Genomic DNA, 25,355 nt, shown 5'->3' with positions numbered 1-25,355 from the left:
ATCGTGCTCAGGCGCGAGCGTCGAGGTAGTTCAGTTCTTTTTTGAGCATGATCTCTCCGGAAAACCGCTTCGCACTTTTCCGGATCATGCTCATCGCCCCTTCTCCGGCGTCTCCGCCATGGTCATCTGGACGGCAGCACCGGGCATGACGCGAAGCTGGCCCGCGGTTACGATGTGATCGCCCGGCGAAAGCCCGTGCTCCACCACGACGCGCTCGCCGATGCGCTGCCCGGTCCTGACGGCGACGCCGATCGCCTTGTTGTCGCGCACCACGAGCACGCTCTCGCCGGAGGCGCTGGTCTGGATCGCGGTGACGGGCACCACGATGGCGTCGAGCTGCGGCGGCAGCACGACGTTCACCATCACGAAGAGCCCAGGCCGCAGCAGCCGGTCGGGATTGCTGAATAAAGCCTGCACGAGGACATTGCGGGTGTCCTCGGCGACCTGCGGTTCGATGGCGTTGATCTTGGCCTCGAACACCCGATCGGGGAAAGCATCGGTACGGATCGTCACCGTGCCTCCCACCTTCAGATTTGACAGGCGCTGCTGCGGAACGGTGAAATTGGCATAGAGCTGGTCGAGCGCGGTCAGCGTGGCGAGCGCATCGCCGGCATTGACGTATTGGCCGAGATTGACCTTGCGCAGGCCGATCTGGCCTGCGAACGGCGCGCGGATCGTTGTCTGCGCGATCTGCGCATCGAGCTGCTCGACCGAGGCGTCGGCCTGCTTCAGGTCTTCCTGCCGCTGTTGCAGCGTCTCCTGGGTCACGAAGCCGGAGGGCGCGAGGCCCTGCGAACGCTTCTCCTGCAATTGCGCAAACCGACCCTTGGAAACCGCAACCGCGCGCGAGGCGCGCAGCGGCGCGTCATAGAGCTGCACCAGCGCCGCGCCCTCGGCGACATCGGTGCCGGCATCGAAATTGATCGCGGTGACGCGGCCGGCAACTTCGGGCGCCAGAATCACCTGCCGCACTGCCTGCAACGAGCCGATCGCCTCGATCGCGCGCGGCAAGGTTTCGGTCCGCACCACCATGGCCGCCACCGGCGTCGGCGGGGCCTCGGTCGTGGCCTTGGCGGACGCACTGGAGCCGCCGGCTCGCCAGGCGAACAAGGCGGCCGCGGCACAGATCAGCAGGGCAAGGGTGATGCCGAGCGGCTTGGCGCGAAGCCCGAGCCAGCGGCGCGACGAGGATGATGCGGACGGCATTTCGCTTCCAAGAATGAACCCCGGCATCTCGGCCGGAAGCTTGCCCCTGCAAGCCCGCAACTGTTATAGAACCTCAAGTATAGTTGAGGTCAAGGCCGGCAGCTTGCAGGACTTCTAATCCGGGATTTCGGATCGATGACGCTTCCTCAGGAGCTTTCGGTCGGCGAAGTGGCGCGGCGCAGCGGCCTCGCCGTCTCCACCCTTCACTTCTACGAGAGCAAGGGGCTGATCGCGAGCCGGCGCACCAGCGGCAACCAGCGCCGCTACATGCGCGGCGTGCTGCGGCGCATCGCGGTGATCCGGATCGCGCAGCGCGCCGGGATTCCGCTGGAGGAGATCAGGCAAACCTTCGCCGCGATACCGCTCGATCGCGCCCCGACCATGCGCGAATGGGAGCGCGCGATGCGCGCCTGGACCGCGGCGCTGCAGCAGCGCATCAGCGATCTCACGGACCTCCGAGACAAGCTGTTCAGCTGCATCGGCTGCGGCTGCCTGTCCGTCACCGATTGCCCGCTGCGCAACGGCGACGACAGGCTCGGCGCCCAGGGCCCGGGCCCCCGTGTCCTGATCACGGCGGCCGAACGGCGGCAGCGCCGTGGGCGGCAAGGCTGACTGCAACGCTGACGGCATCGTCGCGGCCGACAAGTTGCGCACAACCTGCCATTGGTCACATGCCGCGACGTGATTCTCAGGTATGCTGGCCGGACTGCTGACCCTAGGGAGTCCTGAGATGAACGACCCTCAAGTTGGATGGATCGCCGCAATCATCGTCGGCGGATTGGCCGGCTGGCTCGCCGAGATGTTCATGAAGACCGGAACCGGCATCTTCATGAATATCATCCTCGGCATCGTCGGCGCCGCGCTGGCGAACTGGCTGTTGGGTCTGCTCGGCGTATCGCTCGGCGGAGGATGGATCGGCTATCTCGTCGCCGGCTTCATCGGCGCAGTGATTATCATCTTTGCCTGGCGCGCGATCCGCGGCGCAACCTAGCGCCTGATCCGGAAGGATCGCGCCGGGACATAAGACAACAGCGCGATGATGGGTTCATCGCGCTATTGAGATCTTGCTCGCTTGACGCTTGTAGCGCCTGATCCGACCGGATCAGGCAGCAGTGCTGTGCATGTAGTTCGGCAGCCAGTGCTCGAAGGCGCGGGACAGGCTTTCGATCGTCACAGGCGGCTCGCCGGCAACCGCAATCGCCTCGCCGCCGGTGGTGCCGATGCGTGCGCACGGCACGCCGGCGCCCTTCATCTTGGCCAGCACGAGGCCTGCGTCGGCCGCGGGCACGGTGACGATGTAACGGGCCTGATCTTCACCGAACCAATAGGCATGCGGCACGATCGAGGACGGCGCCGCCAAGAGCTGCGCGCCGATGCCGCTTGCGATCGCCATCTCGGCGAGCGCGATCAGGAGCCCGCCGTCGGACACGTCATGCACCGCGGTCGCGGTGCCGGCGCGGATCATGCCGCGCACCACGTCGCCGTTGCGCTTCTCGGTGGCGAGATCGACCGGCGGCGGAGCGCCCTCCTCGCGGCCGCAGACATCGCGCAGGTAAACCGACTGGCCGAGCCAGCCTTGGGTGTCGCCAACCAGCAGGATCGCCTCGCCGGCCGCCTTGAAGGCCAGGGTCGCGGACTTGGTGAAGTCGTCGAGCACGCCGACGCCGCCGATCGAGGGCGTCGGCAGGATGCCGCGGCCGTTGGTCTCGTTGTAGAGCGAGACGTTGCCGGACACGACCGGGAAGTCGAGCGCGCGGCAGGCTTCCGAGATGCCCTTCAGGCAGCCGACGAACTGGCCCATGATCTCGGGCCGCTCGGGGTTGCCGAAATTGAGATTGTCGGTGATCGCGAGCGGCCGGCCGCCGACCGCGGTGATGTTGCGCCAGGCTTCGGCCACCGCCTGCTTGCCGCCCTCGAACGGATCGGCCTCGCAATAGCGCGGCGTGACGTCGACGGTGAGCGCGAGCCCCTTCGGCCCGTCCTCGACGCGGACCACCGCGGCATCGCCGCCGGGACGCTGCATGGTATTGCCCAGGATGACGTGGTCGTACTGCTCCCAGACCCAGCGCTTCGAGCACAGTTCGGGCGTGCCGATCAGCTTGGTCAGCGCCTCTGCGATCCCGAGCGGCGGCTTGACGTCCTGGCCGCGGATCACCGGCAGCGCATTGGAGGCGACATGCGGGCGGTCATAGACCGGCGCCTCGTCGCCGAGCTCCTTGATCGGCAGGTCGGCCATCACGTCGCCGCCATGCTTCACGACGAAGCGCTTGCTCGGCGTGGTGTAGCCCACGATGGCAAAATCGAGCCCCCATTTGCGGAAGATCGCCTCGGCCTCTTTCTCCTTCTCGGGCTTGAGCACCATGAGCATGCGCTCCTGGCTCTCCGAGAGCATCATCTCATAGGCGCTCATGCCGGTCTCGCGGGTCGGCACCGCGTCGAGATCGAGGTCGACACCGAGATCGCCCTTGGCGCCCATCTCGACCGCCGAGCAGGTCAGGCCGGCCGCGCCCATGTCCTGGATCGCGATCACGCAGTCGGCTTCCATGATCTCGAGGCAGGCTTCCAGCAGCAGTTTCTCGGCGAAGGGATCACCGACCTGCACGGTCGGGCGCTTCTCCTCGGATGCGTCGTCGAATTCGGCCGAGGCCATCGAGGCGCCGTGGATGCCGTCGCGGCCGGTCTTGGAGCCGAGATAGACGATCGGCATGTTCACGCCGGAGGCCGCCGCGTAGAAGATCTTGTCGGCGTCGGCGAGGCCGACCGCCATCGCGTTGACCAGGATGTTGCCGTCATAGCGGGTGTGGAAGCGCACCTGGCCGCCGACCGTCGGCACGCCGAACGAATTGCCGTAGCCGCCGACGCCCGCGACCACGCCGGACACCAGATGCCGGGTCTTGGGGTGCTCGGGGGCGCCGAAGCTCAGCGCATTCAGGCAGGCGATCGGGCGGGCGCCCATGGTGAAGACGTCGCGCAGGATGCCGCCGACGCCGGTGGTCGCGCCCTGGTAGGGCTCGATGTAGCTCGGGTGGTTGTGGCTCTCCATCTTGAAGACCACGGCCTGGCCGTCGCCGATATCGATCACGCCGGCATTCTCGCCGGGGCCCTGGATCACCCAGGGGGCCTTGGTGGGCAGCCCGCGCAGATGGATGCGCGACGACTTGTACGAGCAATGCTCGTTCCACATCGCCGAGAAGATGCCGAGCTCGGTGAAGGTCGGAACCCGCCCGATCAGCTTCAGGATGCGCTCGTACTCGTCCGGCTTCAGCCCGTGGGCGGCGACGAGTTCGGGGGTGATTTGAGGCTCGTTCTTGGGGTCGTTCTTGGGCGCGGTCATGGGACCCTTAATAGGTAGATCGAACGGGGGCGAAAAGGCCTTTTACGGCCCATTTCCGGCCTGTCCAGAGCTTTGCGGCGGTTTGGCGCGGCCCGGGATTTGCAACCCGGAATTGCACCTGGGATTTGCACAATGGGGATGGATCGGATTTAAGGTCCCGAACCCGATAATTGAAGGCCAGATTTCGTGAACGAGCTCGCCAAGACCGCACTCACCACGGCATTCAACCGCCGCCCCGACCTGCACATCGAGACCGAAGGCGAATTCGTCGGCTGGCGAACCTGGACCCGGGACAGTTTCGAGACCCATACCGGCCCATTCTACCACCGCATGGACGAGAACGGCCGCATCGCCTGCGCGTTCCGGGTCGGCCCGAAGCACCTCAACGGCTCCGGCAACGTCCATGGCGGTTGCCTCATGACCTTCGCGGATTATTGCCTGTTCGCGCTCGCCTCCCCGGTGCTCCAGGGCCCCGGGGTCACGGTCTCGTTCGCCTCGGAATTCCTCGATGCGGCCCGCGAGGGTGCCTTGATCGAATGCACCGGCGAGGTCACCCGCGCCGGCGGATCGCTGATCTTCGTGCGCGGCATGCTGACATCGGCCGAGCGGCCGCTGTTCAGCTTCTCCGGCACCATCAAGCGGACGAAGCGCAAGGCGCCGGCGGCGACGACAGCGTAAAGCGCGCTAGGAGCCCGTTCAGATTGAATCGGAACGGGCTCCGGATTTTTCTTTGACGCGGTTTTCTTCACGTGAACCGCTACCCACTTCGCTCGAAAACGCTTCGCGTCTGTGGACGCACGCCGTCATCCAGCCGTTACATCGCCGCGGGTTGAATCGACAGCACCGCGCTAGCGCGTTGTGTTCACGCGCGTTTGTCGCGTGAAGCATTCAAATGCCAGTTGTGACGCGACGACATGCTGTCGTTGCGGCGTCGCGCGCGCGTCACATGCTCGTCAGCCAAGCCCCTGAAGATTGCTGAACGGTTTCTGTTTGTGCATTCGCGCAGCGAGGTTGGGGCATTCTCATGAAATTGAAGACGTTTGTTTCCGTCACGTCGGTGATGTCGCTTGTCGCATCGCTGGCGTGCGTTGCAACTCCGGCGCGCGCCGGCCAGGACGGCGACAATGGCGATCGCGGTGTCGGCGAGTCTCGCGGTCACGATCAGGATCAGGACCATGACGGCGAGCATCATGGCCGCAAGCCACGCGTGGTGATGATCTCGCTCGATGGTGCCAAGCCCGATTTCATCCAGAAATTCATCGAGGAAGGCGTGCTGCCGCGCGACGGCGGCCTCGCCCGGCTCAGCCGGCGCGGCGCGGTGGCGCTGCAGAACGTGACGGCGTCACCGTCGCTCACCGCGGTCTCGCACATTGCGATCGCGACCGGTTCGACGGCGGTCCATAACGACATCCCTTCCAACACGTTCGAGCCGATCGTCGGCCCGATCTCCAGCAGCATCAGCGGCTTCGCGGCGCCGATCGGGGGCTACAACGAAAGCCCGCTCGGGCCGTCGGCGCACCCGACGGCACAGCCCCTTTGGGTGCAACTGCGCCAGCAGGGCAAGAAGGTCATCACCGCGACGTGGCCCGGCGGCGACGGCGCCGACATCTCGATCAACAAGACCGTGGTGCAGCCGGCCCAGCCCACCCGCGTGACCGACTTCACGGTGCCGTTCGGCGCGTTCGGCGGCATCGGTGCCCAGGGCTTCACGCTGTCGCGCAGCGACTTCACGACCGATCCGGGCATCGTGGCGGCGCTGCAGGCTGCCGGCCATTTCTCGTTCAGCCCGGTGCTGGTGACCTCGGCGCCGATCGAGACGTTCTCATGTTCCGCGGCGGCGACCGCGACCTGCACCAATGCCGCGACGCTCGACGTCAAATATTCGATGCGCGTCGCCGCCATCGACACCACCAATGACCGCAAGGTGAACTACGACACGTTGGTGTTCTTCGATGCGAACAGCGGCATCACCGCAGGACCGTTCCACGCACCGTCGACCGGGCCGGCCTACGTCAAGTTCGGTGGCGAGAACGCACCGTTCTTCTTCGAAGGCAGCGGCGCGAAGGTCGGCGCCGCCTACTTCGTCTCGGCGCTCTCGCCGGACCTCTCGGTGGTGCGCTTCGCCCGCTACGGCGCCAACTTCATCCCGCGCAACACGCCCGTGCTCGCCGATGTCGACGACATCAACAACAATATCGGGTTCTGGCGTCCGCAGGCCGACTTCCGCATTCCGGAGCGCCTGAGCCCGGGCTTCACCAATTTCCCCGACGTCGAGATCGAGACGATGTACGAGGACATGGTGAAGACCTTCGTGCGCTACCAGGCCAATATCGGCGAGCGCGCGATCAAGACCCATCCGGACGCCGACCTCGTCATGGTCTATATCGAGCAACCCGACGGCTCCGAGCACCAGTTCCTGCTGACCGACCCGCGCCAGGGCAGCAACCCGACCGACCCGAATTCGATCGGCGCCAACCAGGATCCCGCCAAGGTCAAGCGCTACGCCTCCTACATCCGCTTCGCCTACCAGACGGCGGACAAGGCCGTGAAGCAGATTGCCGACGCGGCGGGCCGTGACAGCAACGTCGTCGTGGTGTCGGACCACGGCTTCGCGCCGTTCCACACCTCGGTCAATCTCACCAACATCCTGCGCAACGCCGGCATCGACACCAGCAAGGTCGGGATCCGCACCTCCGGCCCGGCCGCCGACATCTACGTCAACCTGCAGAACCGCGAACTCGGCGGCACCGTCGATCTGGCGACCTACCGTAGCCTGGTGGCGCAAATCACCGATGCGGTGAGGAACGCGGTCGACCCCAATGCGCGCTTCAACTACTCGCTCAAGGAGCAGCGCATCTTCACCGTCGTCGAGACCCGGCCGCTGCAATGCGACGCCGGTACCGGACGGTGCACCAGCAAGACCGTCGGCCAGGACTATGGCGACGTGTTCGCGCTGATGGCGCCCGGGTATAATTTCGACGGCATCCAGAACCCCGGCGTCGCACGCCAGGGCGATGCGCCGTTCAACTCGGCAACCACCGCGCTGTCGATGCCGAACTTCTACGGCGCCCACGGTCACGATCCCGAGCTTCCGGTGATGAGCGCGACCTTCATCGCCGCGGGGCCGCAGATCCGAAAGGACACCGTGGTACGGCACATGCGCAATATCGACGTGGCGCCGACCATCATGCGGCTCCTCGGCACCACACCGCACCAGGTCGACGGCGAGGTGCTGAGCGAGGTCCTGCGCTAGGATACTCGCGCAAATTTATTTGCGGTGGACGTCAGACCGGCGTCCACCGCCTCGCCAATCACAGCCCGGAATCCTCACACGCGCGGCGTGCCGAACCGCTCGATCACCTCGGCGAGCGAAACGTGACCGGCGCAGGCGCCGGATCCCGGGCTGCTCTCGCCGCTCTCCAGCGCCGTCGCGTAGATCACAGCCGGATCGGCCTCCAGTCGCGCGCGAAGTGCGGCCAGTTTCGGCCAGCGATTGCGGTCGGCGACGGCGTGGAAATCGAGCCAGCGCGCGACACCGATCAACAGCCCATCCGCCAATGTCGGATGGTCGCCGAGCAGGAACGGCGCATCGCCGATCAGTTCCTCGAGCCTGTCGTGGCGCTGCACGACATTGCCCTTCCCCCACTGCCGCAGCGCGGACTGCATCGCCGGGTTCGGCGTTTGCATCTCCAGCGCCGCCCACAGCGGACTGAACGCCGCGGTGAAGCCGGTGTTCACGAAGGCCATCAGCTGACACATCTGGTCGGCCTGCGGCGACAACGGGTCGAAGCTGATGCGACGCTCGGTATCGCGTGCCGCGAGCCAGCTTGCGATCGCCATGTTCTCGGTAAGCACCTTGCCGTGATCCGTGACGAAGGCCGGCGTCTCATGCCGCGGATTGATCCGCGCATAGGAGGGATCGCGCATCTCGCCGAGCATGTCGACGCGGCAAAGGCGATAGGGCTTGCGCAGCCATTCGAGAGCTGCAACGAGCCCCATGGAGCTTCCCAACGGGAAGCCATAGATGAGGATAGGTTCCATGATGTGGTCTCCGGTGATGTCAGACGATCACGCTGCGCAGCGGAGCCGGACCCTATTCGCCACAACCGTGAAGTAAATTACGCACCTTTTTGTAACCACGAGCCGCCATGAAATCTCTCGTCTCCCGCTGCCCGATCGAGGAAGTGATGCAGATCCTGAGCGGCCGCTGGCCGACGCTCCTGATCTATTATCTGAAGCAGGGCACCAAACGCTTCAGCGACCTGCGCCGCGACAACCCGACCATCTCGCACAAGATGCTGACCCTGGAGCTTCGCAAGCTCGAGGACGCCGGCATCGTCGAGCGCACCGAATTCGAAGGCTATCCGCTGCGCGTCGAATACCAGCTCACGCCGCCCGGCCATCGGCTGGTGCCGCTGATCGACGCGCTAGGTGAATGGTGGGAAACGACGTCGGATGCCGGAGCACAGTCCGGCTCCGCGGATGCCGAGCCGGTCATTCCGAATACCGTCTCGCGGGATTGAACGGCACGAAGCGCCGTCAAACTAGCGCTGGCATCGGATAAGCTCCCGAAGTATCAGTTTTGATGCGCGGCAATGCGCGGGGGAGCCAAATCAAGGTGCCGAAGAGCACAGCCAGGACGGGTGGCGTGACGGCTCCCGCGATCACGCCGACTTCGACCACCGCGCCCGGTGCGCGCAGCTGGCGCGACTATGCGCTGCTGCTGGCGCTGGCCTGCTGTTGGAGCTCGACCTATCCGCTGACCAAGATCGGGCTCGGCTCGATCCCGCCGGTCACCTTCATCTCGGCACGCTCTTTGGTCGCCGCAGCCTTCCTGCTCGTGGTGCTGCGGCTCCGCGGCATCCGCATCCCGACCGACATCAAGGCCTGGAAGCTGTTCGCCTTCCAGCAGACCATCAACTCGACGATCCCGTTCCTGGTGATCACCTGGGCCCAGCTCTATGTGCCGGCATCCAGCACGGTGGTGCTGGCCTCGACGACGCCGATCTTCTCCTTCCTGATCACGTGGGCGATCACGCGGCACGAGCCGGCCTCGCCGCTCAAGTTCGTCGGCGCGGTCCTCGGCCTCGCCGGCACGGTCGCGATCATCGGCCTCGACGCGCTCTCCGGCTTCGGCAAGGAGATTGTCGCCGAGATCGCGATCCTGCTCGCCACCGTCTCGTTCGCCTGCGCCACGATCTTCGGGCTTCGCCTCTCCGACTATGACCCCATGGTGGTGGCCGCCGGCTCGCTGTTGTTCGGCGGCACCGTGCTGCTGCCGGTCGCCCTGATCGTCGACCACCCCTGGACGCTACACCCGACGCCGCAGGCGCTGGTCGCCACCGTCGTGATGGGCATCTTCTCCAGCGCGTTCGGCCTGATGCTGTTCTACATGTGCCTGACGCGGCTCGGCACGCTCACGACAAATGCGCAAGGTTACTTGCGGATTCCGATCGGCGTCGCGTTGTCGGTGATCCTGCTCGGGGAATCCGTGCCGTCGAACCTCGCGCTCGGCCTCCTGCTGGTCATGGCCGGCGTCGCTGCGATGACAATCCCGGGCGAAGCCGTGAAGCGCTGGCTAGGCCGGTTGCGACGATAGTCTTCCGGCTACTTCTTGTCGTCCGCCAGCAACGCGCGGTATTTCGCGACGTCGCGGGTCACGAGCTGCTGCAGCACTTCGGGTGCGAGCTCGTCGGCATCGGGCGCAGCGGTCGACAGCTCGACGAAGCGCTTCTTCACCGCCTCGCTCGCAACCGCGGTGCGCGCGGCGGCGTTGAGCTTGGCAATGATCTCGCCCGGGGTGCCCTTCGGCGCGAACAGGCCATTCCAGCCCTGCGCCTCGAACTCGGCTAGGCCAGCCTCTGCCGAGGTCGGCAGGTCCGGCAGCGAGGCGAGCCGCACGGTCGAGCCGACCACGACCGCCTTCACCAGTTTGTCGTCGATCGCCTGCGACACCGAGGCAGCAGCATCGCAGACGCCGTCGATCTGGCTGCCGATCGCGTCCGTCAGCGCGAGCGCCGCGCCGCGATAGCCGACCAGCTGCACGTCGATCCCGGCGGCATGCACGAAGCTCTTGCAGATCAAATAATTCGACGAGCCGACGCCGGCATGGCCGAGATTGACCTTGCCCGGATTCTTCTTCGCGTAGTCGATGAATTCCTTGAGGTCCTTGGCCGGAAAATCCTTGCGCAGCGCGACGATGCCGAAGGTCTTGGCGACCACGGCGATCGGCGCGAAGGAGTCGGGCGTGAACGAAAGCTTTGGATAGATCGTGTAGGTCGCGGCATTGGTGCCGGCGTTGCCGATCGCGATCGTGTAGCCGTCCGGCTCGGCACGTGCGGCGCGAGTCAGCGCGGTCGAGCCGCCGGCGCCGCCGACATTCTCGATGATGATGGTCTGGCCGAGCGCGGCGCTCATCTGGTCGGCCACCGCGCGGGCGATCACATCCGAGGTGCCGCCGGCCGCGAACGGCACAATCATCGTGATCGGACGCTTCGGGAAGTCCAGCTTCGAGGTATCTTGGGCGTGGGCCGCCGTTGCAAGCAGCAGGACCGCGGCTGTCGCCACGGCAAGGCACCTTCGCAGCATGATGACTACGCCGCCTTGTCGAACTGCTGGACCAGCCCTGCGAACAGGCCGCGGCCGTCGGTGCAGCCCATGATCTCTTCGACGTGGTTTTCCGGATGCGGCATCATGCCGAGCACGTTGCCGCGCTCGTTGACGATGCCGGCGATCGAATGCGCCGCGCCGTTGAAGTTGGAGGTCTCGTCGACCACGCCTTCGGCCGAGCAGTAGCGGTACAGCACCCGCCCATCGCCCTCGAGCCGCTTCAGCGTCTCCTCGTCCGCCTCGTAATTGCCTTCGCCATGCGCGACCGGCACGCGGATCACCTGGCCGGCATTATAGCCGCGGGTGAACGGCGTGTCGGAGCGTTCGATTCGCATATGCACGTCGCGGCAGACGAATTTCAGCCCGGCATTGCGCATCAGCACGCCCGGCAATAGCCCGGACTCGCAGAGGATCTGAAAACCGTTGCAGACGCCGAGCACCAGCCCGCCCGAGGCTGCGAAGTCACGCACCGCGTCCATCACGGGCGCGCGGGCCGCGATCGCGCCGCAGCGCAGATAGTCGCCATAGGAGAAGCCGCCGGGCACCACCACGAGGTCGGTGCCTTTGGGCAGCGCCGTCTCGGCGTGCCAGACCATCGCGGTCTCGTTGCCGGATGCAAGCTTGAGCGCGCGCGCCATGTCGCGCTCGCGGTTGATGCCGGGGAAGACGAGGACGGCTGATTTCATTGCATCACCTGGTTTTGGGTGCCAGCACGAGCTTAACTGCGGCGGCGAACTTTGCGTAATTGTCGTTGCTGGCCTTTTCGTCCCGCGCCGAGCTGATCAGGCTGGCGGAGCCCTGTCCGGCAAGCAACAAGCCGCTGACCTGATACTCGCTTGCGCCGTTGGCTGTCACGGTCAGGCGCCGTGCCTTGAACATGCGCGGCCCCGCGGTGCCCTTGTCGCCATCAACGCCGAGCAGCGTAATGCGCTGCCCCGGCGCCCGCTGCTCCAGCGCCTTGATGATCTGCTCCTGCCCCTCGCGGAACTGGTCGAGCGTCATCTGCTTTCCGCCGGTATAATATCGGTAGCTGACCTTGGAGCCCGCACCGCAGGACGATTGCGCGCAGCGGAACATATGCACATCGGAGCCGCGGCGCTCGTAGCTCCATCCGCTGACCGTGAACGGCGGCGGCTGCGTCGTCGCGGCAGGCGCTGCCGGTGCCGGTTGAGCCGAGGCCCCGCCGATTCCAGCTGCGGTCAGCAAGCCAACCAGGAGCGCTCCGACGAAGATTCGGTCACGGCGAGCAGCGGCGGGAGCGGCTGTTATCATTTGGCGCGCTCGCTAGCTCAGAACCTCGACCCGGTAGTTCTCGATCACGGTATTGGCCAGCAGCTTGTCGGCGGCGGCCTTCAGCGCCGCCTCCGCCTTGGCCTTGTCGGTCGCAGCAAGTTCGATGTCGAACACCTTGCCCTGGCGAACGCTGGCGACGCCGTCGACGCCGAGCGATTTCAGCGCGCCCTCGATCGCCTTGCCCTGCGGATCGAGGATGCCCGACTTCAATGTCACAGTTACACGTGCCTTCACGGTCGCCCCTTAAGCTTAGCTCTTCACCAGCACCGGGCCGCTGCCGGCCGGCCGCTCGTTTTCGATCAGAATGCCGAGCCGCTTCGCGACCTCGGTGTAGGCCTCGAGCAGGCCACCCAAATCCCGGCGGAAACGGTCCTTGTCGAGCTTCTCGTTCGACTTGATGTCCCACAGCCGGCAGGAGTCCGGCGAGATCTCGTCGGCGACGATGATCCGCATCATTTCGTTCTCGAACAGCCGCCCGCACTCCATCTTGAAGTCGACGAGGCGGATGCCGATGCCGAGGAAGAGACCGGTCAGGAAGTCGTTGACGCGGATGGCGAGCGCCATGATGTCGTCGATCTCCTGCGGCGTGGCCCAGCCGAAGGCGGTGATGTGCTCTTCCGACACCATGGGGTCGTTGAGCTGGTCGTTCTTGTAATAGAACTCGATGATCGAGCGCGGCAGCTGGGTGCCCTCCTCGATCCCGAGCCGCTGCGACAGCGAGCCGGCGGCGACGTTCCGCACCACCACCTCGAGCGGCACGATCTCGACCTCGCGAATCAGCTGCTCGCGCATGTTGAGGCGGCGGATGAAGTGGGTCGGCACCCCGATGTCGTTGAGGTGCTGAAACAGGTACTCCGAAATCCGGTTGTTGAGGACGCCCTTGCCCTCGATCACCTGGTGTTTCTTGGCGTTGAACGCGGTCGCGTCGTCCTTGAAGTGCTGGATCAGGGTTCCCGGCTCGGGGCCTTCGTAAAGCACCTTGGCCTTGCCTTCATAAATACGGCGTCGACGGCTCATTGGGATGTACCGTGTTTTGTTGAAATCCATGGATTTGGGTGCTCCGGATGACTTGGGGTTACGACCCACGACGGAGCTGCCGCGGAGGCCTGGAACCTGGGCAATCCAACTGGAAACAGAACAAGAACCATGCCTGTTGGCAACCTATCCGATTGGCCCATCCAGCACAATCGATAGTGCCCTCTTCAGGGCACTTATACCAACCTATCACAAAGGGCCGATTCCGGCTGTTTTACCTGCGGCTTAACGGCTCGTTGTCTTGCCGATTCCTCCAACTTATCTAGGCAGGCATCGGGGCCGTCGCAATGAGCTGCGGCCCGCCATTCAGCAGGGAATTGGAACTTCGGCCATGAACGAATTCAACAAGCGCGAGGAAGGTTTCGAGAAGAAGTTCGCCCTCGACGAGGAGCAGAAGTTCAAGGCCGAAGCCCGCCGGAACAAGCTGCTCGGGCTGTGGGCCGCCGAGAAGCTCGGGATCACGGGCGATGCCGCCAACGCCTATGCCAAGGAAGTGGTGGCCGCCGACTTCGAGGAAGCCGGCGACAATGACGTCCTGCACAAGGTTCTGAAGGACCTCACCGCCAAGGGCCAGGCCGTCACCGAGCGCGACGTCCGCGCCAAAATGGACGAACTGCTGGCCGTGGCTGCGGCCCAGGTAAAGGCAGGAACCTAAGTTCTCGCGCCGCCTGAGCTCCAATTCGACTTTTTACGCGCGCCGGACACCGTTCCGGCGCGACGTGTTTGTGCCCCTCGCTTTGGTGAAGTCGGCCCGGATGATGTCGAGCAGGCGGCGCGACGCGGCGCTGAGGAAGCCGCCATGCCGCGTCACCGCGACGACCTCATGACTTGCGGTGAGATTGCCGACGCGGATCGTCGCGATCGACCCAGCACGCAGCTCCTCTGCCGCGTTGCTTCGTGACAGCAGCGCGATCCCGAGCCCGGCCTCGACCAGCCGCTTCTGCGCCGTGAGGCTGTCGACCGGTGTCCAGCCGACCTCGCCGAGCCCGTGCGTCAGGAACAGGGCGAACACGTGCGAAGCGGTGATCTCGCGCCGTCCGGGCACCTCGGGAAAGGCGATCCAGCGCTCGTCCCTGAGATCGGCGAGCTTGCCGACCCGGCGTCCCGCCAGCAGATGGTCCGGCGCGCAGACCACCCCGAGCGGCTCGGCGAACAGCACCTCGCAATCGAGGTCGCCCGAGCGGTCGCGGTCGTAGCGCAGCCCGATCGTCGCCTCGCCGCGCCGGATCAGATCGCTGACCTCGGCACTGGTCGCGGTGCGCAGCGTCAGCGCGACATCCGGATGCCGGCGGGCAAAGCGCTTCAGCACCTTCGACAGCCGCTCGCCCGCAAGCGTGCCGGTCACCGCCAGCGCCACGGGACCGGAATTGTCGCGCAGCAGCGCGCGCACCGCATTCTCGGCATCCTGCGCCGCCGCCACCGCGCGTTCGGCATAGGGCACCATCACCCGACCCGCATCGCTCAATCTGGTCTTGCCCGCGATCCGCTCGAACAACGGCACGCCGAGCTCCTGCTCGAGCAGCGCGATGCGCCGCGAGATCGCCGGCTGCGAGCGATGCAGCGCCTTGGCGGCATTCGAGATTCCGCCGCGGCGATGCACCACCAGGAACGTGTTGAGCGCGTCGCTGTCCATCCCTCACCTCATGCAAAAAACTGATGATATCGAACAAAATAACAAATTTGTCTGATGACCGAAACCGCCCTATCGCTGGGCCAGTCGCTTTTTCCAATCATCAGGAGTTCACATGCGCACCCAGGCAGACAAGGCAGCACGGTTTCTCGAGCTGCATCAGCGCGCCGGCGCCTTCATCATCCCGAATCCCTGGGATGCCGGCACGGCGAAGCTGCTCGCGGCGATGGGTTTCGAGGCGCTCGCGACCACGAGCCTCGGACTCGCCAACACGCTCGGCAGCGCGACCGTCAGCCTCGATGCCATCATCGAGAACTGCCGGGTGATCGCCGAGGCCACCGACCTCCCCGTCAACGCCGATCTGGAGAATTGCGGCGCGGATGATCCGAAGACCGCGGCAAAGGCGATCACCCGCGCCGCCGAAGTCGGCGTCGTCGGCGGCTCGATCGAGGATTCGACCGGCAATCCGCAGCGCCCGATCTACGACTTCTCGCTCGCGGTGGAGCGGGTGCAGGCCGCCGTCGAGGCCGCGCGGGCGCTGCCGTTCCCATTCACGCTGACCGCCCGCGCGGAGAACTTCCTGCACGGCCGCAAGGATCTCGACGACACGACCAAGCGGCTGCAGGCGTTCGAGGCCGCCGGCGCCGACGTGCTGTATTCGCCTGGTCTGTATGACATCGGCACCATCAAGACCGTGGTTTCGGCCGTGAAGCGACCGTTCAATCTCGTGATGGGCTTTGCGGATCCGACCTTGACGGTCGGGCAACTCTCCGCCGCCGGCGTCAAGCGCATCAGCGTCGGTGGTGCGATGGAGCGGCACGCGCTGGCCGCGTTCCTGCGCGCTGCCCGCGAGATGAAGGATCAGGGAACGTTCAGTTTCGTGCGCGACATGGCGCCGGTGAAGGAGATAAGGGATATGTTTGCAGCTGGTCAGGCATGACCTAACCGCCGCCGGTCATCGCAAGGGCGCCGGCGACGAGCCGTTGGCCCCCGCGAAGCATGCCGGCGCCGCCCCGGATCGCCAGAGGCGGCGGCTGCAAGGATCTGGTATGGTAGCGCCAACACCGCAAGTCCGGCCAAGGCGCTATCAGACCTGACGATTCATGACAGGTCGCGACTTGCAGGCAGCCTCAGGCAATGCCAAGAGAGCGGGATCATGTCCCAGGATCACATTTCCAACGTTCTCGCTGAACGTTATGCCTCACCCGCCATGCGCGCCATCTGGAGTGGCGAGGGCAAGGTTCGCCTCGAACGCGACTACTGGATCGCCGTGCTGAAGGGCCAGCGCGATCTCGGGATTTCGGTTCCGGACGGCGTGATCGAAAGCTATGAGCGCGTCAAGGACCAGATCAACCTGGCCTCTATCATGCAACGCGAGCGCGTCACCCGCCACGACGTCAAGGCGCGCATCGAGGAGTTCTGCGATCTTGCCGGCCATGAGCACCTGCACAAGGGCATGACCAGCCGCGACCTCACGGAAAACGTGGAGCAATTGCAGGTCTACCGCGCGTTGCAGCTGGTCGAGACCAAGAGCATTGCCGCGCTGATTCGGTTTGCGAAGCGCGCCCAGCAATTGCGCGACATCCCGTTCACCGCGCGCACCCACAACGTGGCCGCGCAAGTCACGACGCTCGGAAAGCGCATCGCCATGTCAGGCGAAGAAATGCTGCTGGCGCATCAGAGCCTGGTCCATGTGCTGCAAACCTACCCCGCTCGCGGCCTGAAGGGCGCAGTGGGCACGCGTCTCGACCAGATCACCCTTTTCAATGGCGATGCCGGCAAGGCGCGCGCGCTCGAGGAGCGCATCCTCGTTCACCTCGGCTTGCCGAAAGCGCTCGACGCCGTTGGCCAGGTGTATCCGCGCAGCCTCGACTTCCGTGCGGTCAGCGTGCTCACCGAGCTCGCCAGCGGTCCCGGCAACTTCGCCAAGACCATCCGCCTGATGGCGGGCCATGAACTCGCCAGCGAAGGCTTTGCCAAGGGCCAGGTCGGCTCCTCGGCCATGCCGCACAAGATGAACAGCCGCTCCTGCGAGCGCATCAATGGCCTGCATGTGATCCTGAAGGGCTATCTCGCGATGGCTGCCGGGCTCGCGGGCGATCAGTGGAACGAAGGCGACGTCTCCTGCTCCGTCGTCCGCCGCGTCATGCTGCCCGATACCTTCCTCGCCATGGATGGCTTGCTCGAAACCCTGCTCACCGTACTCGATCAGATGGAGGTGTTCGAAGCCGTCGTCGCGACCGAGCTCAACCGCTATTTGCCCTTCCTGCTGACCACCACGGTGATGATGGAAGCCGTGAAGAAGGGCGCCGGTCGTGAAGGCGCCCACGAGGCGATCAAGGAGCACGCCGTCGCCGCCATTGGCGACCTGCGCACCGGCAAGATCGTGCAGAATGACCTGCTGCAGCGTCTCGCCGCCGACCAACGGCTTGGCTTAAGCGAAGCCGAATTGCAGCTCGTGCTCGCGCAGGGTCGCGCCAACTCTGGCGACGCCGGCGCCCAGGTTGATTTCTTCGCCGAGCAAGTCGAAGCGCTGGCCCGCGCCAAGCCCGAAGCGGCGAGCTACGCTCCGGGCACGATCCTGTGAGGTCGAGGCGCGCCGAACAGTGAGAAGAATTCGCGAATAGTGAGTAGCGAATAGCGAATAGCGAATCGACAGGATTCCATGCGCTATTCGCAATTCACCATTCGCGCCTTTCTCACTCCTCCTTGAAGCCGTATTCCGGCACGTTGCCGCTTGCGCCGTAATATTTGTAGGGCAGGAACTTGCCTGACATTGTGATCTTGACGCGGTCGCCCTTCGGATTGGCGACGCGCTCCATCGCCATGTCGAAGTCGATCGCCGACATGATGCCGTCGCCGAACTCCTCCTCGATCAGCGCCTTCCACGCCGGGCCGTTCACCATCACCATCTCGTAGAAGCGGTAGATCAGCGGATCGGTCGGCGGCATCGGTGTGCCGGCGCCGCGCATCGGCACCTCGTTGAGCATCGCGGTCTCGGCCTTCGACAGCCCGAACAGCTCGCCGGCATTCGCCGCCTGCGGTTTTGTCAGCTTCATCTGGCCGAGGATCGCGCCCACGATCAGCACTTCGGAATAGCCTCCGATCTTCTCGCAGATATGCTTCCAGCTCCAGCCCTTCTCGCGCTTGATGTCGAGCAGCTTTTCGGTGAGGTCTTCGCGTTTCATGGGGTTTCCTCCTTCGGTTCAGCGCGCAACGCTCTGCGCGGGATTGGGTTCAACGACGCGTGGCGGCGAGACGATCACGGGTTCGCCGACACCCGGCCGCACCGTCGGCACATGGCGGGGATCGTGATCGGTCACCTCAGCGGCAAAGCTCTTGCTGCGGCTGACCAGGAAATCGACGATATGGTTGCGCAGCGCATAGTAGTAGGGATGGCGGTGCAGGTCGATGCGGCCGCGTTCCTTCGGCAGCGGGTTCTCGACGATCTCGGCCAGCACCGCGCCGGGCCCGTTGGTCATCAGGAATATCTTGTCGGCGAGGAAGATCGCCTCATCCACGTCGTGGGTGATCATGAAGGTGGTCTGCCCGGTCTCCAGGCAGATGCGCCGCACCTCGTCCTGCAACGTGCCGCGGGTCAGCGCGTCCAGCGCCGAGAACGGCTCGTCCATCAGCATGATCTTCGGGGTGATCGACAGCGCCCGCGCAATGCCGACGCGCTGCTTCATGCCGCCCGACAGCTCCGACGGATGCTTGTGCTCGGAGCCGGTCAGCCCAACGAGATCGATGAATTTCTGCGCGTGGGCCCTGACCCGGGCGCGGTCCCATTTGCGCCATTTCGAGCTGACGGCATAGCCGACATTGCCGAGCACCGTGCGCCACGGCAGCAGCGCATGGCTCTGGAAGATCACGGCGCGATCGAGGCTGGTGCCCTCGATGCCCTGCCCGTCGACGATGACAGTCCCCTCGCTCGGCTCGTCGAGCCCGGCGAGGATGTTCAGCACCGTGGTCTTGCCGCAGCCGGAATGGCCGATCACGCAGCCGAATTCGCCGCGCGTCATCGACAGCCAGAAATTCTCGAACACCGTGGTGGTGCCGCCGCCGGCGCCGGGATAGCGCCGGGCGATTCCCTCGATGGAGATGAACTTGTCGGTCATCGCTACTCCGGAAACGTCACCATGCGCGTGAAGCGCGCCAGCACCTGGTCGAGCAGCATGCCGACGAGGCCGATCAAAAGGATCGCGATGATCACATTGGTGATCGACAGATTATTCCACTCGTTCCAGACGAAATAGCCGATGCCGATGCCGCCGACGAGCATCTCGGCGGCAACGATCACGAGCCAGGCGATCCCGATCGAAATCCGCATGCCCGTCAGGATCGTCGGCGCTGCGGCCGGCAGGATCACGGTGAAGGCGCGCCTGATGGTGCCGACCTCGAGCGTCCGCGCGACGTTGATCCACTCCTTGCGCACGCTGGCAACGCCGAACGCGGTGTTGAGCAGCATCGGCCACACCGAGCAGATGAAGATCACGAAGATCGCCGAGATCGAGGAATCCTTGATGGTGTAGAGCGCGAGCGGCATCCAGGCCAGCGGCGAAATCGGCTTCAGCAGCTGGATGAAGGGATCGAGCGCCTTGCTGATCAAAGGCGACATCCCGATCATGAAGCCGAGCGGGATCGCGACGATGACCGCGATGAGATAGCCGAGCCCGACGCGCCAGATCGAATAGGCGAGCTGGATGCCGAGCCCCTTGTCATTCGGCCCGTTGTCGTAGAACGGCCGCTTCAGGTGCTCCCACAGCTTGGCGCCGACATCGAGCGGCCCGGGCATCGCCGACTTGCCCTGCGTCGCCGTCAGCCCCATCAGCCTGGCGTATTCCGGGCTCATGTTCGCCGTCGCGCCGCTGCCGCGTGTGGCGAGGTGCCAGGCGCCGAGGAAGGCCGCGAGCAGCGCAATCGAGACGATGGCGGCGCGGAGACGGAGGGACAGCGTCATCGCGCCCACTCTTTCAACCCGTCGTCCCGGCGAAGGCCGGGACCCATACGCCGTGCCGTATCGGTGAGGCACGCGGGGAGACGCCGTGCCGAATCACCGAGGACAGTGGTTATGGGTCCCGGCTTTCGCCGGGACGACGTGGATAGGTCGTCGGCACGCCCCCTCACGACGACTTCCTGATCTTGAAGCTCGCGAGATAATCGTCGGGCTTGGCCGGATCGAAAGTCTTGCCCATCACCGAGAACGACTTGTACGAGCTCGTCGGCGGCGCAAGCCCCATCTCGGCCATCACCTTTTTCGTGTCGGTGGCGAGATAGACCTGCTCGGCGACCGCCTTGTAGTCGACGTCGCCCTTGATCTGGCCCCAGCGCTTCATCTGCGTCAGCATCCACACCGCAAAGGACTGCCAGGGGAACGGATCGAAGTCGACGCGCTTCGGATCGGTCTTCACGCCGCCGAGGCCGTCGGCATAGGTGCCGGTCAGGACCTGCTCCAGCACCGTCACCGGCGCGTTGATGTAGTTGGCCGGCGCGATCGCCTCCGCGATCTGCTTGCGGTTCTCGGCCTTCGCAGCAAAGCCGGTGGCGTCCACGATCGCGCGGGTCAGCGCCGCGAAGGAATTCGGTGCCGTCGCAATGAATTCGCGGCTGGCGGCAAAGCTGCAGCAGGGATGGCCGTCCCAAATCTCCTTAGACAGGATGTGCAGGAAGCCGACCCCGTCATAGATCGCGCGCTGGCAGATGTTGTCGGGCGCGAGGAAGCCGTCGATGTTGTCGGCGCGCAGATTGGCGACCATTTCCGGCGGCGGCACCGACCGGAGCTGCACATCGGTATCCGGATCGAGCCCGTGCTCGGCGAGATAATAGCGCAGCAAATAATTGTGCATGGAGTAGTCGAACGGAATGGCGAATTTCATGCCCTTCCAATCCTTCGGATCGCGCCTGTCCTTGTGCTTGATGGCAAGCGTGATGCCCTGCCCGTTGATGTTCTCGATCGCGGGCACGGTGAAGGGTATCGCGTTGGCGCCAAGCCCGAGCGAGATCGCGATCGGCATCGGCGCCAGCATGTGGGCGGCGTCGTATTCCTTGTTGATGGTCTTGTCGCGAATGACGGCCCAGCCGGCGGTCTTCACCACCTCGACGTTGAGGCCCTGCCTGGCATAGAAGCCGAGCGGCGCCGCCATGATGATCGGGGTGGCGCAGGTGATCGGGATGAAACCGACCTTGAGGTCCCTCTTCTCCGGCGGTCCGGCGTCGGCGTACGCCTCCGTCGCGGTCTTCAGCGGGAAGAACTGCGACAGCGCGGCAAGCGCGGTCGCAGCGCCAACCGATTTCAGGAAGGCGCGGCGTGCGACATCCTGCGGAAACACCGCCCGCATCACCGCCGACGCGACGATGCCTTCGTAACGCTTCTGTTCGCTGAGATCGGCGACCGGCTCGCAGCGCAGCGTGCGCGCGGCATGCGCATGCTCGGCGGTTGAGCGATGCCGGCCACAAGCGCAGCCGGATCGCACGAGCGCGCGGTCGGCGTCGAAGGGATCATCTGACGTGGACATGCTGCGCCCCATTGTCGCACCGAACCACGGAGAGCTCCGCGATCCCGTTCATTGATCGGCGTCCGGCCGCGTTTTGCGCCGCCGGACGCCGACAAATATGCAGGTTCTATGCCGCCTTGTCCGTGACGACGGCCGCGGTCGGCAGACCCTCATCGATCGGCAGCGCCGGGTCGCGCGACCATTCGTTCCAGGAGCCGAAGTACATCCGCACGTCCTTCACGCCGGCGTTCTTCAGCGCCAGGAAGGTGTTCGAGGCGCGCGCGCCCTTGAAGCAGTAGAGATAGACCGGCGTGGTCTGCGAGATGCCGACGGTGGCGCACTCCGCCAGGATCTCGTCCTTCGACTTGAAGCGCGGACCCTCGCCGGTCGGCTTCATCATCCGGTACCATTCCAGCCAGACGGCGCCGGGGATGCGGCCCTTGCGCGGGCAGAAATCCTTGCCGTAGGGCGAGGAGCTCTCGCCGATCCACTCGTCGACGTCGCGCACGTCGAGGATCGCGACGCCGGGCTTGCCGACCGCGGCCAGCATTGCCTTGGCGTCGATCATGATGTCGCCGGCCTCCGGGACGATCGCAAAGGAGGCCTTTGGCGGCACCGCAACGTCGGTGGTGACCGGCAGATCCGCCGCTTTCCAGGCATCGAAGCCGCCGTGCAGCACCTTCACCTTGGGATAGCCGAGCATCGTCAGCAGGTAGTAGCCGCGGCAGGACTGGCCGAAGCCGGAATTCATCGACTGCTCGTAGATCACGGCGATCTCCTTGCCGGAGAGACCGGCGGCGCCGAACGCGTCAGCGAACTTGGTCTTCAGCTCGTGGATGCCTTCAGGTGTCGAGGTCGCAAGGAATGTGAAGATGTCGTGCACATTGACGGCACCGGGCAAATGGCCGGCCGCATAGGCATCCGGATTCCGGGTGTCGATGATGACACACGGCTCTTTCTTGACGAGCTCGGCAAGTTCGCCGGCGGTGATCAGAACGTCCGTCATGGCTCTCTCCTGTTTGTGGTTGCAGTTGTGGTGGTCCCGAACCTGTTTGAGCATGATCTTTTCGGAAAACCGGTTTCCACTTTTCCGGATCATGCTTCAGCCGTCCGCCAGCATCTTGCGCAGCTGCTTGGTGGCAGGCGTGACGATGGCGACGAAATAGGCCTCGCGCAGCCTGCGCTGGGCGCGGTGGCTCATCAGATAGCCGCGCGCGCCGCAATGGAGCATCGCCGCATGCGCGACCGCGACGCTGGCATCGCCGATCCGCAGGCGCAGCGCGACGACGCGGCGCCAATAGCTGTCATCGGTGTTGTAGGGATCGCTTGCCAGCGTCATCGCCTCCTTCTCGAATTCGGCATAGAGCTCGCGGAATTGCAGCGGCTGCTGCGGCAGATAGCGGTTGACGTGACCGAGCGGCGCATGGACCTCGTCCATGATGTTGATGCAGTCCTTCATCAGGCCGAGGCCCATGCCGGCCTGCAGCAGGATGAAGCCGGCGCGGATCTTCTTGACGAACGGCGCAGCCGGCTCGGCGAGGATCAGCTCGTCCGGCACGAACACGTCGCGGAACTGGACGCCGTAGGTGCCGGTGCCGTCCATCGCCAGGAACGGCTTGCACGGCGTCAGCGTGATCGCGGGATCGGAGCAATCGGCAAGAAACATCACGGTGCTGCCCGGCTCACCCTTGCTGCCCTCATCCTCGCGCTCGAAGATCGTGCCGAAGTAATGGTCGGGGCCGAGATTGGACACCCAGGGCAGCGCGCCGCGGACGATGTAGCCGCCATCGACCTTGCGGCCCTTCAGCTTCAGCCGCTCGATGCCGAAGAAGCTCTTCATCGGGTTGGAGAGCCCGGTGCCGCCGAGCGCGCGCCCGCTGGAAAAGCAGTTGCCGAAGCGCGCGGCGAGCTTCATGTTGGTGGAATTGGCGACGTACCAGACCAGCGTGTTCTGGCACCACGCCATGAAGGCGGTGGCGCCGCAGACCTCGCCGAGCGCGGCCATCGACTGGATCGCCCAACGCAGGTCGGCAGGCCCCTCCTGCGGCACGTGGCTGCTCCATGCCCCGACCTTGCCGAGCCGGCGCAGGAATTCGCCGGGATAGACCGAGCCGGCATCGATCGCGGATGCGAGCGGTGCCAGCTCCTGACGGGCGAGGCGCGCGACCTCGTCCGTGATGGTCGGTGCGGGATCTTGAGCTGCGACCCGCGATAAAGCCAGTGAACCCATGGTTGGTCTCCGCACCTGGAATTGCCGATCGAGCCTTACGCGCTGACCTCGAGATTGACGGGGCGGGTGAAGGTGTTGGCGACCGGCGACCACTTCTTCACATGCGCCACCAGCGCGTCGATCTCGTCCTGCGCGACGCCCTCGCATTCCATGTCGACCTTGACGCGGACGTCGGTGAAGCCGACCGGCTTCTCGCTGACGTCGCCGGTGCCCCACACCGCGGTGATGTTGAGATCGCCCTCGAGCTCCAGCTCGAGCTTGTTGACGATCCAGCCGCGATGCACCGCGTTGGCGTGCAGACCGACCGCAAGGCAGGAGCCGAGCGCGGCGAGCGAGGCCTCGGAGGGATTGGGCGCGGTGTCGTCGCCGAGCAGGCCCGGCGGCTCGTCGACGATGTAGGGCGCGAGGTTGCGGATGTAGTTGGCGTGACGGAACTTGCCCTCGGCCACCGTCCTGCACTTCAAGGTCTTGATGACCTTCGGGTTGGCCTTGCCGTTGGCAATCAGCTGCTCGAGCCCGCCTCTGTCGATCGGCGCGAGGCAGCCGGTCAGTGCGGTTTTTTGAGCGACAGCGGTCATCAGTTTTCTCCCTGGGAGCGATGGATTGGGTAAGGATACCGAACGGTCTGTTTCCTGCACGAAGCGTGCCAGTCTCCCGCCAAATCAAAAGGCGAAATCCCGCAGACGCTTAGCTGTGCCTGCCTGCGGATTGATCAGGGCGCGGCTGCTCAAACGCGGTGCATCTGCCGCGCCGCAGCGATTATTTTGAGCGCAGGACGGCGCACATGCCCGCCCCCGTGAAGATGCGGCTTGATGATTTCGCCGCGCTCCGATTTACTGCCGCGCATGGTCAAATCGCTTGCGAAGAAAAAACCTGCCGCCGCGTTCGCCGCCGGCGACGACGAATCCGCGCGCGGCCGCCTGCTCAGCGCGGCGACGCATCTGTTCTGCAAGAACGGCATCAACGCCACCGGCATCGATGCGATCATCGACGAGGCCGGAACCGCCAAGACCACGCTCTACAAGCTGTTCGGCTCGAAGACCAACCTTGTGCATGCCGTGCTGGAGAGCGAAGGCAAGCAGTGGCGTGAGTGGTTCATCGGCGCGATCGAGGCCGGCGGCGGCGATCCGCAGACCAAGCTGGCGCGGATCTTCCCCGCCCTGAAGAGCTGGTTCGCCGAGGAACGGTTCTACGGCTGCCCCTTCATCAACGCGGTCGCCGAGCACGACAAGGACGCCAAGCAGTTCCGCAACATCGCGCTGAAGCACAAGAAGGTGGTGCTGGCGCATATCGAGAAGCTTGCCGGCGAGATGGGCGCGAGCGAACCGGCAGTGCTCGCGCATCAGCTCGCGCTGTTGATCGACGGCGCCATCGTCGCCGCCATGGTGTCGTGCGATCCCGGTGTCGCCGACACCGCGGGCCTTGCCGCCAGCAATCTGTTCGCGCCGGCCAAGCTGAAGAAGGCGAAGCGCACGGGCCGCGCGGACGAACTCATGGCAGTCTGACAGCGAAAGACGCCGCGAT

The 25,355-nt window shown here is 65.1% G+C and carries 26 protein-coding genes; 10 read left to right on the top strand and 16 right to left on the bottom strand.

Translation table 11 applies throughout. The annotated features are described in order from the left end of the window. Positions 1-90: 90 nt before the first annotated feature. Positions 91-1,206 carry an efflux RND transporter periplasmic adaptor subunit gene (locus AAFG07_RS16280; RefSeq protein WP_342728154.1) on the bottom strand — a complete coding sequence of 372 codons (1,116 nt, stop codon included), beginning with the start codon at positions 1,204-1,206 and terminating at the stop codon, positions 91-93. A 135-nt stretch (positions 1,207-1,341) separates the two neighbouring features. Here AAFG07_RS16280 and soxR point away from each other — a divergent pair, with 135 nt between their 5' ends. Together soxR and AAFG07_RS16270 are read left to right on the top strand one after the other, a co-directional pair. Next, positions 1,342-1,818 (top strand): redox-sensitive transcriptional activator SoxR, encoded by a 477-nt coding sequence (gene soxR, locus AAFG07_RS16275; protein WP_342728153.1) that lies wholly within the window; start codon positions 1,342-1,344, stop codon positions 1,816-1,818. 118 nt (positions 1,819-1,936) lie between these two features. Continuing rightward, positions 1,937-2,197 (top strand): GlsB/YeaQ/YmgE family stress response membrane protein, encoded by a 261-nt coding sequence (locus tag AAFG07_RS16270; RefSeq protein ID WP_223976144.1) that lies wholly within the window; start codon positions 1,937-1,939, stop codon positions 2,195-2,197. Positions 2,198-2,308: 111 nt separating this feature from the next. Here the strand turns inward: AAFG07_RS16270 and purL are convergent, their stop codons facing one another. Continuing rightward, positions 2,309-4,540 carry a phosphoribosylformylglycinamidine synthase subunit PurL gene (gene purL, locus AAFG07_RS16265; protein ID WP_342728152.1) on the bottom strand — a complete coding sequence of 744 codons (2,232 nt, stop codon included), beginning with the start codon at positions 4,538-4,540 and terminating at the stop codon, positions 2,309-2,311. Between the two features lie 186 nt (positions 4,541-4,726). Here purL and AAFG07_RS16260 point away from each other — a divergent pair, with 186 nt between their 5' ends. Together AAFG07_RS16260 and AAFG07_RS16255 are read left to right on the top strand one after the other, a co-directional pair. Continuing rightward, positions 4,727-5,218: a PaaI family thioesterase gene (locus AAFG07_RS16260; RefSeq protein WP_342728151.1), complete on the top strand. Its 492-nt coding sequence runs from the start codon at positions 4,727-4,729 to the stop codon at positions 5,216-5,218. 346 nt (positions 5,219-5,564) lie between these two features. Further along, entirely contained in the window at positions 5,565-7,793 is a 2,229-nt protein-coding gene (locus AAFG07_RS16255) for an alkaline phosphatase family protein (protein ID WP_342728150.1), read from the top strand. 74 nt (positions 7,794-7,867) lie between these two features. Here the strand turns inward: AAFG07_RS16255 and AAFG07_RS16250 are convergent, their stop codons facing one another. Further along, the gene (locus AAFG07_RS16250) at positions 7,868-8,581 is read right to left on the bottom strand and encodes a glutathione S-transferase family protein (RefSeq protein ID WP_342728148.1); all 714 of its coding nucleotides are present in this window, start codon (positions 8,579-8,581) and stop codon (positions 7,868-7,870) included. 107 nt (positions 8,582-8,688) lie between these two features. Here AAFG07_RS16250 and AAFG07_RS16245 point away from each other — a divergent pair, with 107 nt between their 5' ends. Together AAFG07_RS16245 and AAFG07_RS16240 are read left to right on the top strand one after the other, a co-directional pair. Continuing rightward, positions 8,689-9,063, top strand: a complete 375-nt coding sequence (locus AAFG07_RS16245; protein WP_342728147.1) for a helix-turn-helix domain-containing protein — start codon at positions 8,689-8,691, stop codon at positions 9,061-9,063. Positions 9,064-9,158: 95 nt separating this feature from the next. After that, on the top strand, positions 9,159-10,139 hold the full coding sequence (locus tag AAFG07_RS16240; RefSeq protein ID WP_342728146.1) for a DMT family transporter: 981 nt from the start codon (positions 9,159-9,161) through the stop codon (positions 10,137-10,139). Positions 10,140-10,147: 8 nt separating this feature from the next. On the opposite strand, the gene AAFG07_RS16235 is transcribed toward AAFG07_RS16240, so the two are convergent. The 5 genes from AAFG07_RS16235 to purC form a co-directional block, all read right to left on the bottom strand. Continuing rightward, on the bottom strand, positions 10,148-11,128 hold the full coding sequence (locus tag AAFG07_RS16235; RefSeq protein WP_342728145.1) for a tripartite tricarboxylate transporter substrate-binding protein: 981 nt from the start codon (positions 11,126-11,128) through the stop codon (positions 10,148-10,150). Positions 11,129-11,133: 5 nt separating this feature from the next. Next, positions 11,134-11,835 carry a phosphoribosylformylglycinamidine synthase subunit PurQ gene (gene purQ, locus AAFG07_RS16230; RefSeq protein ID WP_092115316.1) on the bottom strand — a complete coding sequence of 234 codons (702 nt, stop codon included), beginning with the start codon at positions 11,833-11,835 and terminating at the stop codon, positions 11,134-11,136. 4 nt (positions 11,836-11,839) lie between these two features. Continuing rightward, on the bottom strand, positions 11,840-12,151 hold the full coding sequence (locus AAFG07_RS16225) for a hypothetical protein (RefSeq protein ID WP_342728144.1): 312 nt from the start codon (positions 12,149-12,151) through the stop codon (positions 11,840-11,842). A 282-nt stretch (positions 12,152-12,433) separates the two neighbouring features. Then, complete coding sequence (gene purS, locus AAFG07_RS16220; RefSeq protein WP_029083848.1) at positions 12,434-12,676, bottom strand: phosphoribosylformylglycinamidine synthase subunit PurS; 243 nt, start codon at positions 12,674-12,676, stop codon at positions 12,434-12,436. 15 nt (positions 12,677-12,691) lie between these two features. Further along, positions 12,692-13,459 (bottom strand): phosphoribosylaminoimidazolesuccinocarboxamide synthase, encoded by a 768-nt coding sequence (purC, locus tag AAFG07_RS16215; protein WP_016843454.1) that lies wholly within the window; start codon positions 13,457-13,459, stop codon positions 12,692-12,694. A gap of 349 nt (positions 13,460-13,808) precedes the next feature. Here purC and AAFG07_RS16210 point away from each other — a divergent pair, with 349 nt between their 5' ends. After that, complete coding sequence (locus tag AAFG07_RS16210; protein WP_207831000.1) at positions 13,809-14,132, top strand: DUF1476 domain-containing protein; 324 nt, start codon at positions 13,809-13,811, stop codon at positions 14,130-14,132. A gap of 33 nt (positions 14,133-14,165) precedes the next feature. Here the strand turns inward: AAFG07_RS16210 and AAFG07_RS16205 are convergent, their stop codons facing one another. Beyond that, positions 14,166-15,110, bottom strand: coding sequence for a LysR family transcriptional regulator (locus AAFG07_RS16205; protein WP_342728143.1), 945 nt, complete (start codon positions 15,108-15,110; stop codon positions 14,166-14,168). Positions 15,111-15,222: 112 nt separating this feature from the next. On the opposite strand from AAFG07_RS16205, the gene AAFG07_RS16200 reads away from it, so the two are divergent. Together AAFG07_RS16200 and purB are read left to right on the top strand one after the other, a co-directional pair. After that, entirely contained in the window at positions 15,223-16,047 is an 825-nt protein-coding gene (locus AAFG07_RS16200) for an isocitrate lyase/phosphoenolpyruvate mutase family protein (RefSeq protein ID WP_342728142.1), read from the top strand. Positions 16,048-16,260: 213 nt separating this feature from the next. Beyond that, a complete protein-coding gene (purB, locus tag AAFG07_RS16195; RefSeq protein WP_342729169.1) occupies positions 16,261-17,694 on the top strand; it encodes an adenylosuccinate lyase in 1,434 nt (477 codons plus the stop codon). 112 nt (positions 17,695-17,806) lie between these two features. On the opposite strand, the gene cynS is transcribed toward purB, so the two are convergent. The 7 genes from cynS to AAFG07_RS16160 form a co-directional block, all read right to left on the bottom strand. Then, a complete protein-coding gene (cynS, locus tag AAFG07_RS16190; RefSeq protein ID WP_092115321.1) occupies positions 17,807-18,295 on the bottom strand; it encodes a cyanase in 489 nt (162 codons plus the stop codon). Positions 18,296-18,313: 18 nt separating this feature from the next. Beyond that, positions 18,314-19,225 carry an ABC transporter ATP-binding protein gene (locus AAFG07_RS16185; RefSeq protein WP_342728141.1) on the bottom strand — a complete coding sequence of 304 codons (912 nt, stop codon included), beginning with the start codon at positions 19,223-19,225 and terminating at the stop codon, positions 18,314-18,316. A 2-nt stretch (positions 19,226-19,227) separates the two neighbouring features. Continuing rightward, positions 19,228-20,067 (bottom strand): nitrate ABC transporter permease, encoded by an 840-nt coding sequence (gene ntrB, locus AAFG07_RS16180; protein WP_342728140.1) that lies wholly within the window; start codon positions 20,065-20,067, stop codon positions 19,228-19,230. Between the two features lie 163 nt (positions 20,068-20,230). Further along, the gene (locus tag AAFG07_RS16175; RefSeq protein WP_342728139.1) at positions 20,231-21,622 is read right to left on the bottom strand and encodes a CmpA/NrtA family ABC transporter substrate-binding protein; all 1,392 of its coding nucleotides are present in this window, start codon (positions 21,620-21,622) and stop codon (positions 20,231-20,233) included. 106 nt (positions 21,623-21,728) lie between these two features. Then, the gene (locus tag AAFG07_RS16170; protein ID WP_342728138.1) at positions 21,729-22,607 is read right to left on the bottom strand and encodes a sulfurtransferase; all 879 of its coding nucleotides are present in this window, start codon (positions 22,605-22,607) and stop codon (positions 21,729-21,731) included. A gap of 96 nt (positions 22,608-22,703) precedes the next feature. Next, positions 22,704-23,831, bottom strand: coding sequence for an acyl-CoA dehydrogenase family protein (locus AAFG07_RS16165; protein ID WP_342728137.1), 1,128 nt, complete (start codon positions 23,829-23,831; stop codon positions 22,704-22,706). A gap of 35 nt (positions 23,832-23,866) precedes the next feature. Beyond that, positions 23,867-24,409: an OsmC family protein gene (locus AAFG07_RS16160; protein ID WP_050402025.1), complete on the bottom strand. Its 543-nt coding sequence runs from the start codon at positions 24,407-24,409 to the stop codon at positions 23,867-23,869. A 267-nt stretch (positions 24,410-24,676) separates the two neighbouring features. Here AAFG07_RS16160 and AAFG07_RS16155 point away from each other — a divergent pair, with 267 nt between their 5' ends. Next, the gene (locus tag AAFG07_RS16155) at positions 24,677-25,336 is read left to right on the top strand and encodes a TetR/AcrR family transcriptional regulator (RefSeq protein ID WP_229169861.1); all 660 of its coding nucleotides are present in this window, start codon (positions 24,677-24,679) and stop codon (positions 25,334-25,336) included. Positions 25,337-25,355: the final 19 nt, after the last annotated feature.

It is taken from the genome of Bradyrhizobium sp. B097, from assembly GCF_038957035.1.
GTDB lineage: Bacteria > Pseudomonadota > Alphaproteobacteria > Rhizobiales > Xanthobacteraceae > Bradyrhizobium.
Note: the sequence above shows the minus strand (reverse complement) of the source record. Positions and strands in the feature narration are given on the sequence as shown.

Coding starts and splice junctions, on each gene's coding strand:
- AAFG07_RS16280 (WP_342728154.1), bottom strand. CDS start 1,206: ATGCCGTCCGCATCATCCTCGTCGCGCCGCTGGCTCGGGCTTCGCGCC.
- soxR (WP_342728153.1), top strand. CDS start 1,342: ATGACGCTTCCTCAGGAGCTTTCGGTCGGCGAAGTGGCGCGGCGCAGC.
- AAFG07_RS16270 (WP_223976144.1), top strand. CDS start 1,937: ATGAACGACCCTCAAGTTGGATGGATCGCCGCAATCATCGTCGGCGGA.
- purL (WP_342728152.1), bottom strand. CDS start 4,540: ATGACCGCGCCCAAGAACGACCCCAAGAACGAGCCTCAAATCACCCCC.
- AAFG07_RS16255 (WP_342728150.1), top strand. CDS start 5,565: ATGAAATTGAAGACGTTTGTTTCCGTCACGTCGGTGATGTCGCTTGTC.
- AAFG07_RS16250 (WP_342728148.1), bottom strand. CDS start 8,581: ATGGAACCTATCCTCATCTATGGCTTCCCGTTGGGAAGCTCCATGGGG.
- AAFG07_RS16245 (WP_342728147.1), top strand. CDS start 8,689: ATGAAATCTCTCGTCTCCCGCTGCCCGATCGAGGAAGTGATGCAGATC.
- AAFG07_RS16235 (WP_342728145.1), bottom strand. CDS start 11,128: ATGCTGCGAAGGTGCCTTGCCGTGGCGACAGCCGCGGTCCTGCTGCTT.
- purQ (WP_092115316.1), bottom strand. CDS start 11,835: ATGAAATCAGCCGTCCTCGTCTTCCCCGGCATCAACCGCGAGCGCGAC.
- AAFG07_RS16225 (WP_342728144.1), bottom strand. CDS start 12,151: ATGACGCTCGACCAGTTCCGCGAGGGGCAGGAGCAGATCATCAAGGCG.
- purC (WP_016843454.1), bottom strand. CDS start 13,459: ATGAGCCGTCGACGCCGTATTTATGAAGGCAAGGCCAAGGTGCTTTAC.
- AAFG07_RS16210 (WP_207831000.1), top strand. CDS start 13,809: ATGAACGAATTCAACAAGCGCGAGGAAGGTTTCGAGAAGAAGTTCGCC.
- AAFG07_RS16205 (WP_342728143.1), bottom strand. CDS start 15,110: ATGGACAGCGACGCGCTCAACACGTTCCTGGTGGTGCATCGCCGCGGC.
- AAFG07_RS16200 (WP_342728142.1), top strand. CDS start 15,223: ATGCGCACCCAGGCAGACAAGGCAGCACGGTTTCTCGAGCTGCATCAG.
- cynS (WP_092115321.1), bottom strand. CDS start 18,295: ATGAAACGCGAAGACCTCACCGAAAAGCTGCTCGACATCAAGCGCGAG.
- AAFG07_RS16185 (WP_342728141.1), bottom strand. CDS start 19,225: ATGACCGACAAGTTCATCTCCATCGAGGGAATCGCCCGGCGCTATCCC.
- ntrB (WP_342728140.1), bottom strand. CDS start 20,067: ATGACGCTGTCCCTCCGTCTCCGCGCCGCCATCGTCTCGATTGCGCTG.
- AAFG07_RS16175 (WP_342728139.1), bottom strand. CDS start 21,622: ATGTCCACGTCAGATGATCCCTTCGACGCCGACCGCGCGCTCGTGCGA.
- AAFG07_RS16170 (WP_342728138.1), bottom strand. CDS start 22,607: ATGACGGACGTTCTGATCACCGCCGGCGAACTTGCCGAGCTCGTCAAG.
- AAFG07_RS16165 (WP_342728137.1), bottom strand. CDS start 23,831: ATGGGTTCACTGGCTTTATCGCGGGTCGCAGCTCAAGATCCCGCACCG.
- AAFG07_RS16160 (WP_050402025.1), bottom strand. CDS start 24,409: ATGACCGCTGTCGCTCAAAAAACCGCACTGACCGGCTGCCTCGCGCCG.
- AAFG07_RS16155 (WP_229169861.1), top strand. CDS start 24,677: ATGGTCAAATCGCTTGCGAAGAAAAAACCTGCCGCCGCGTTCGCCGCC.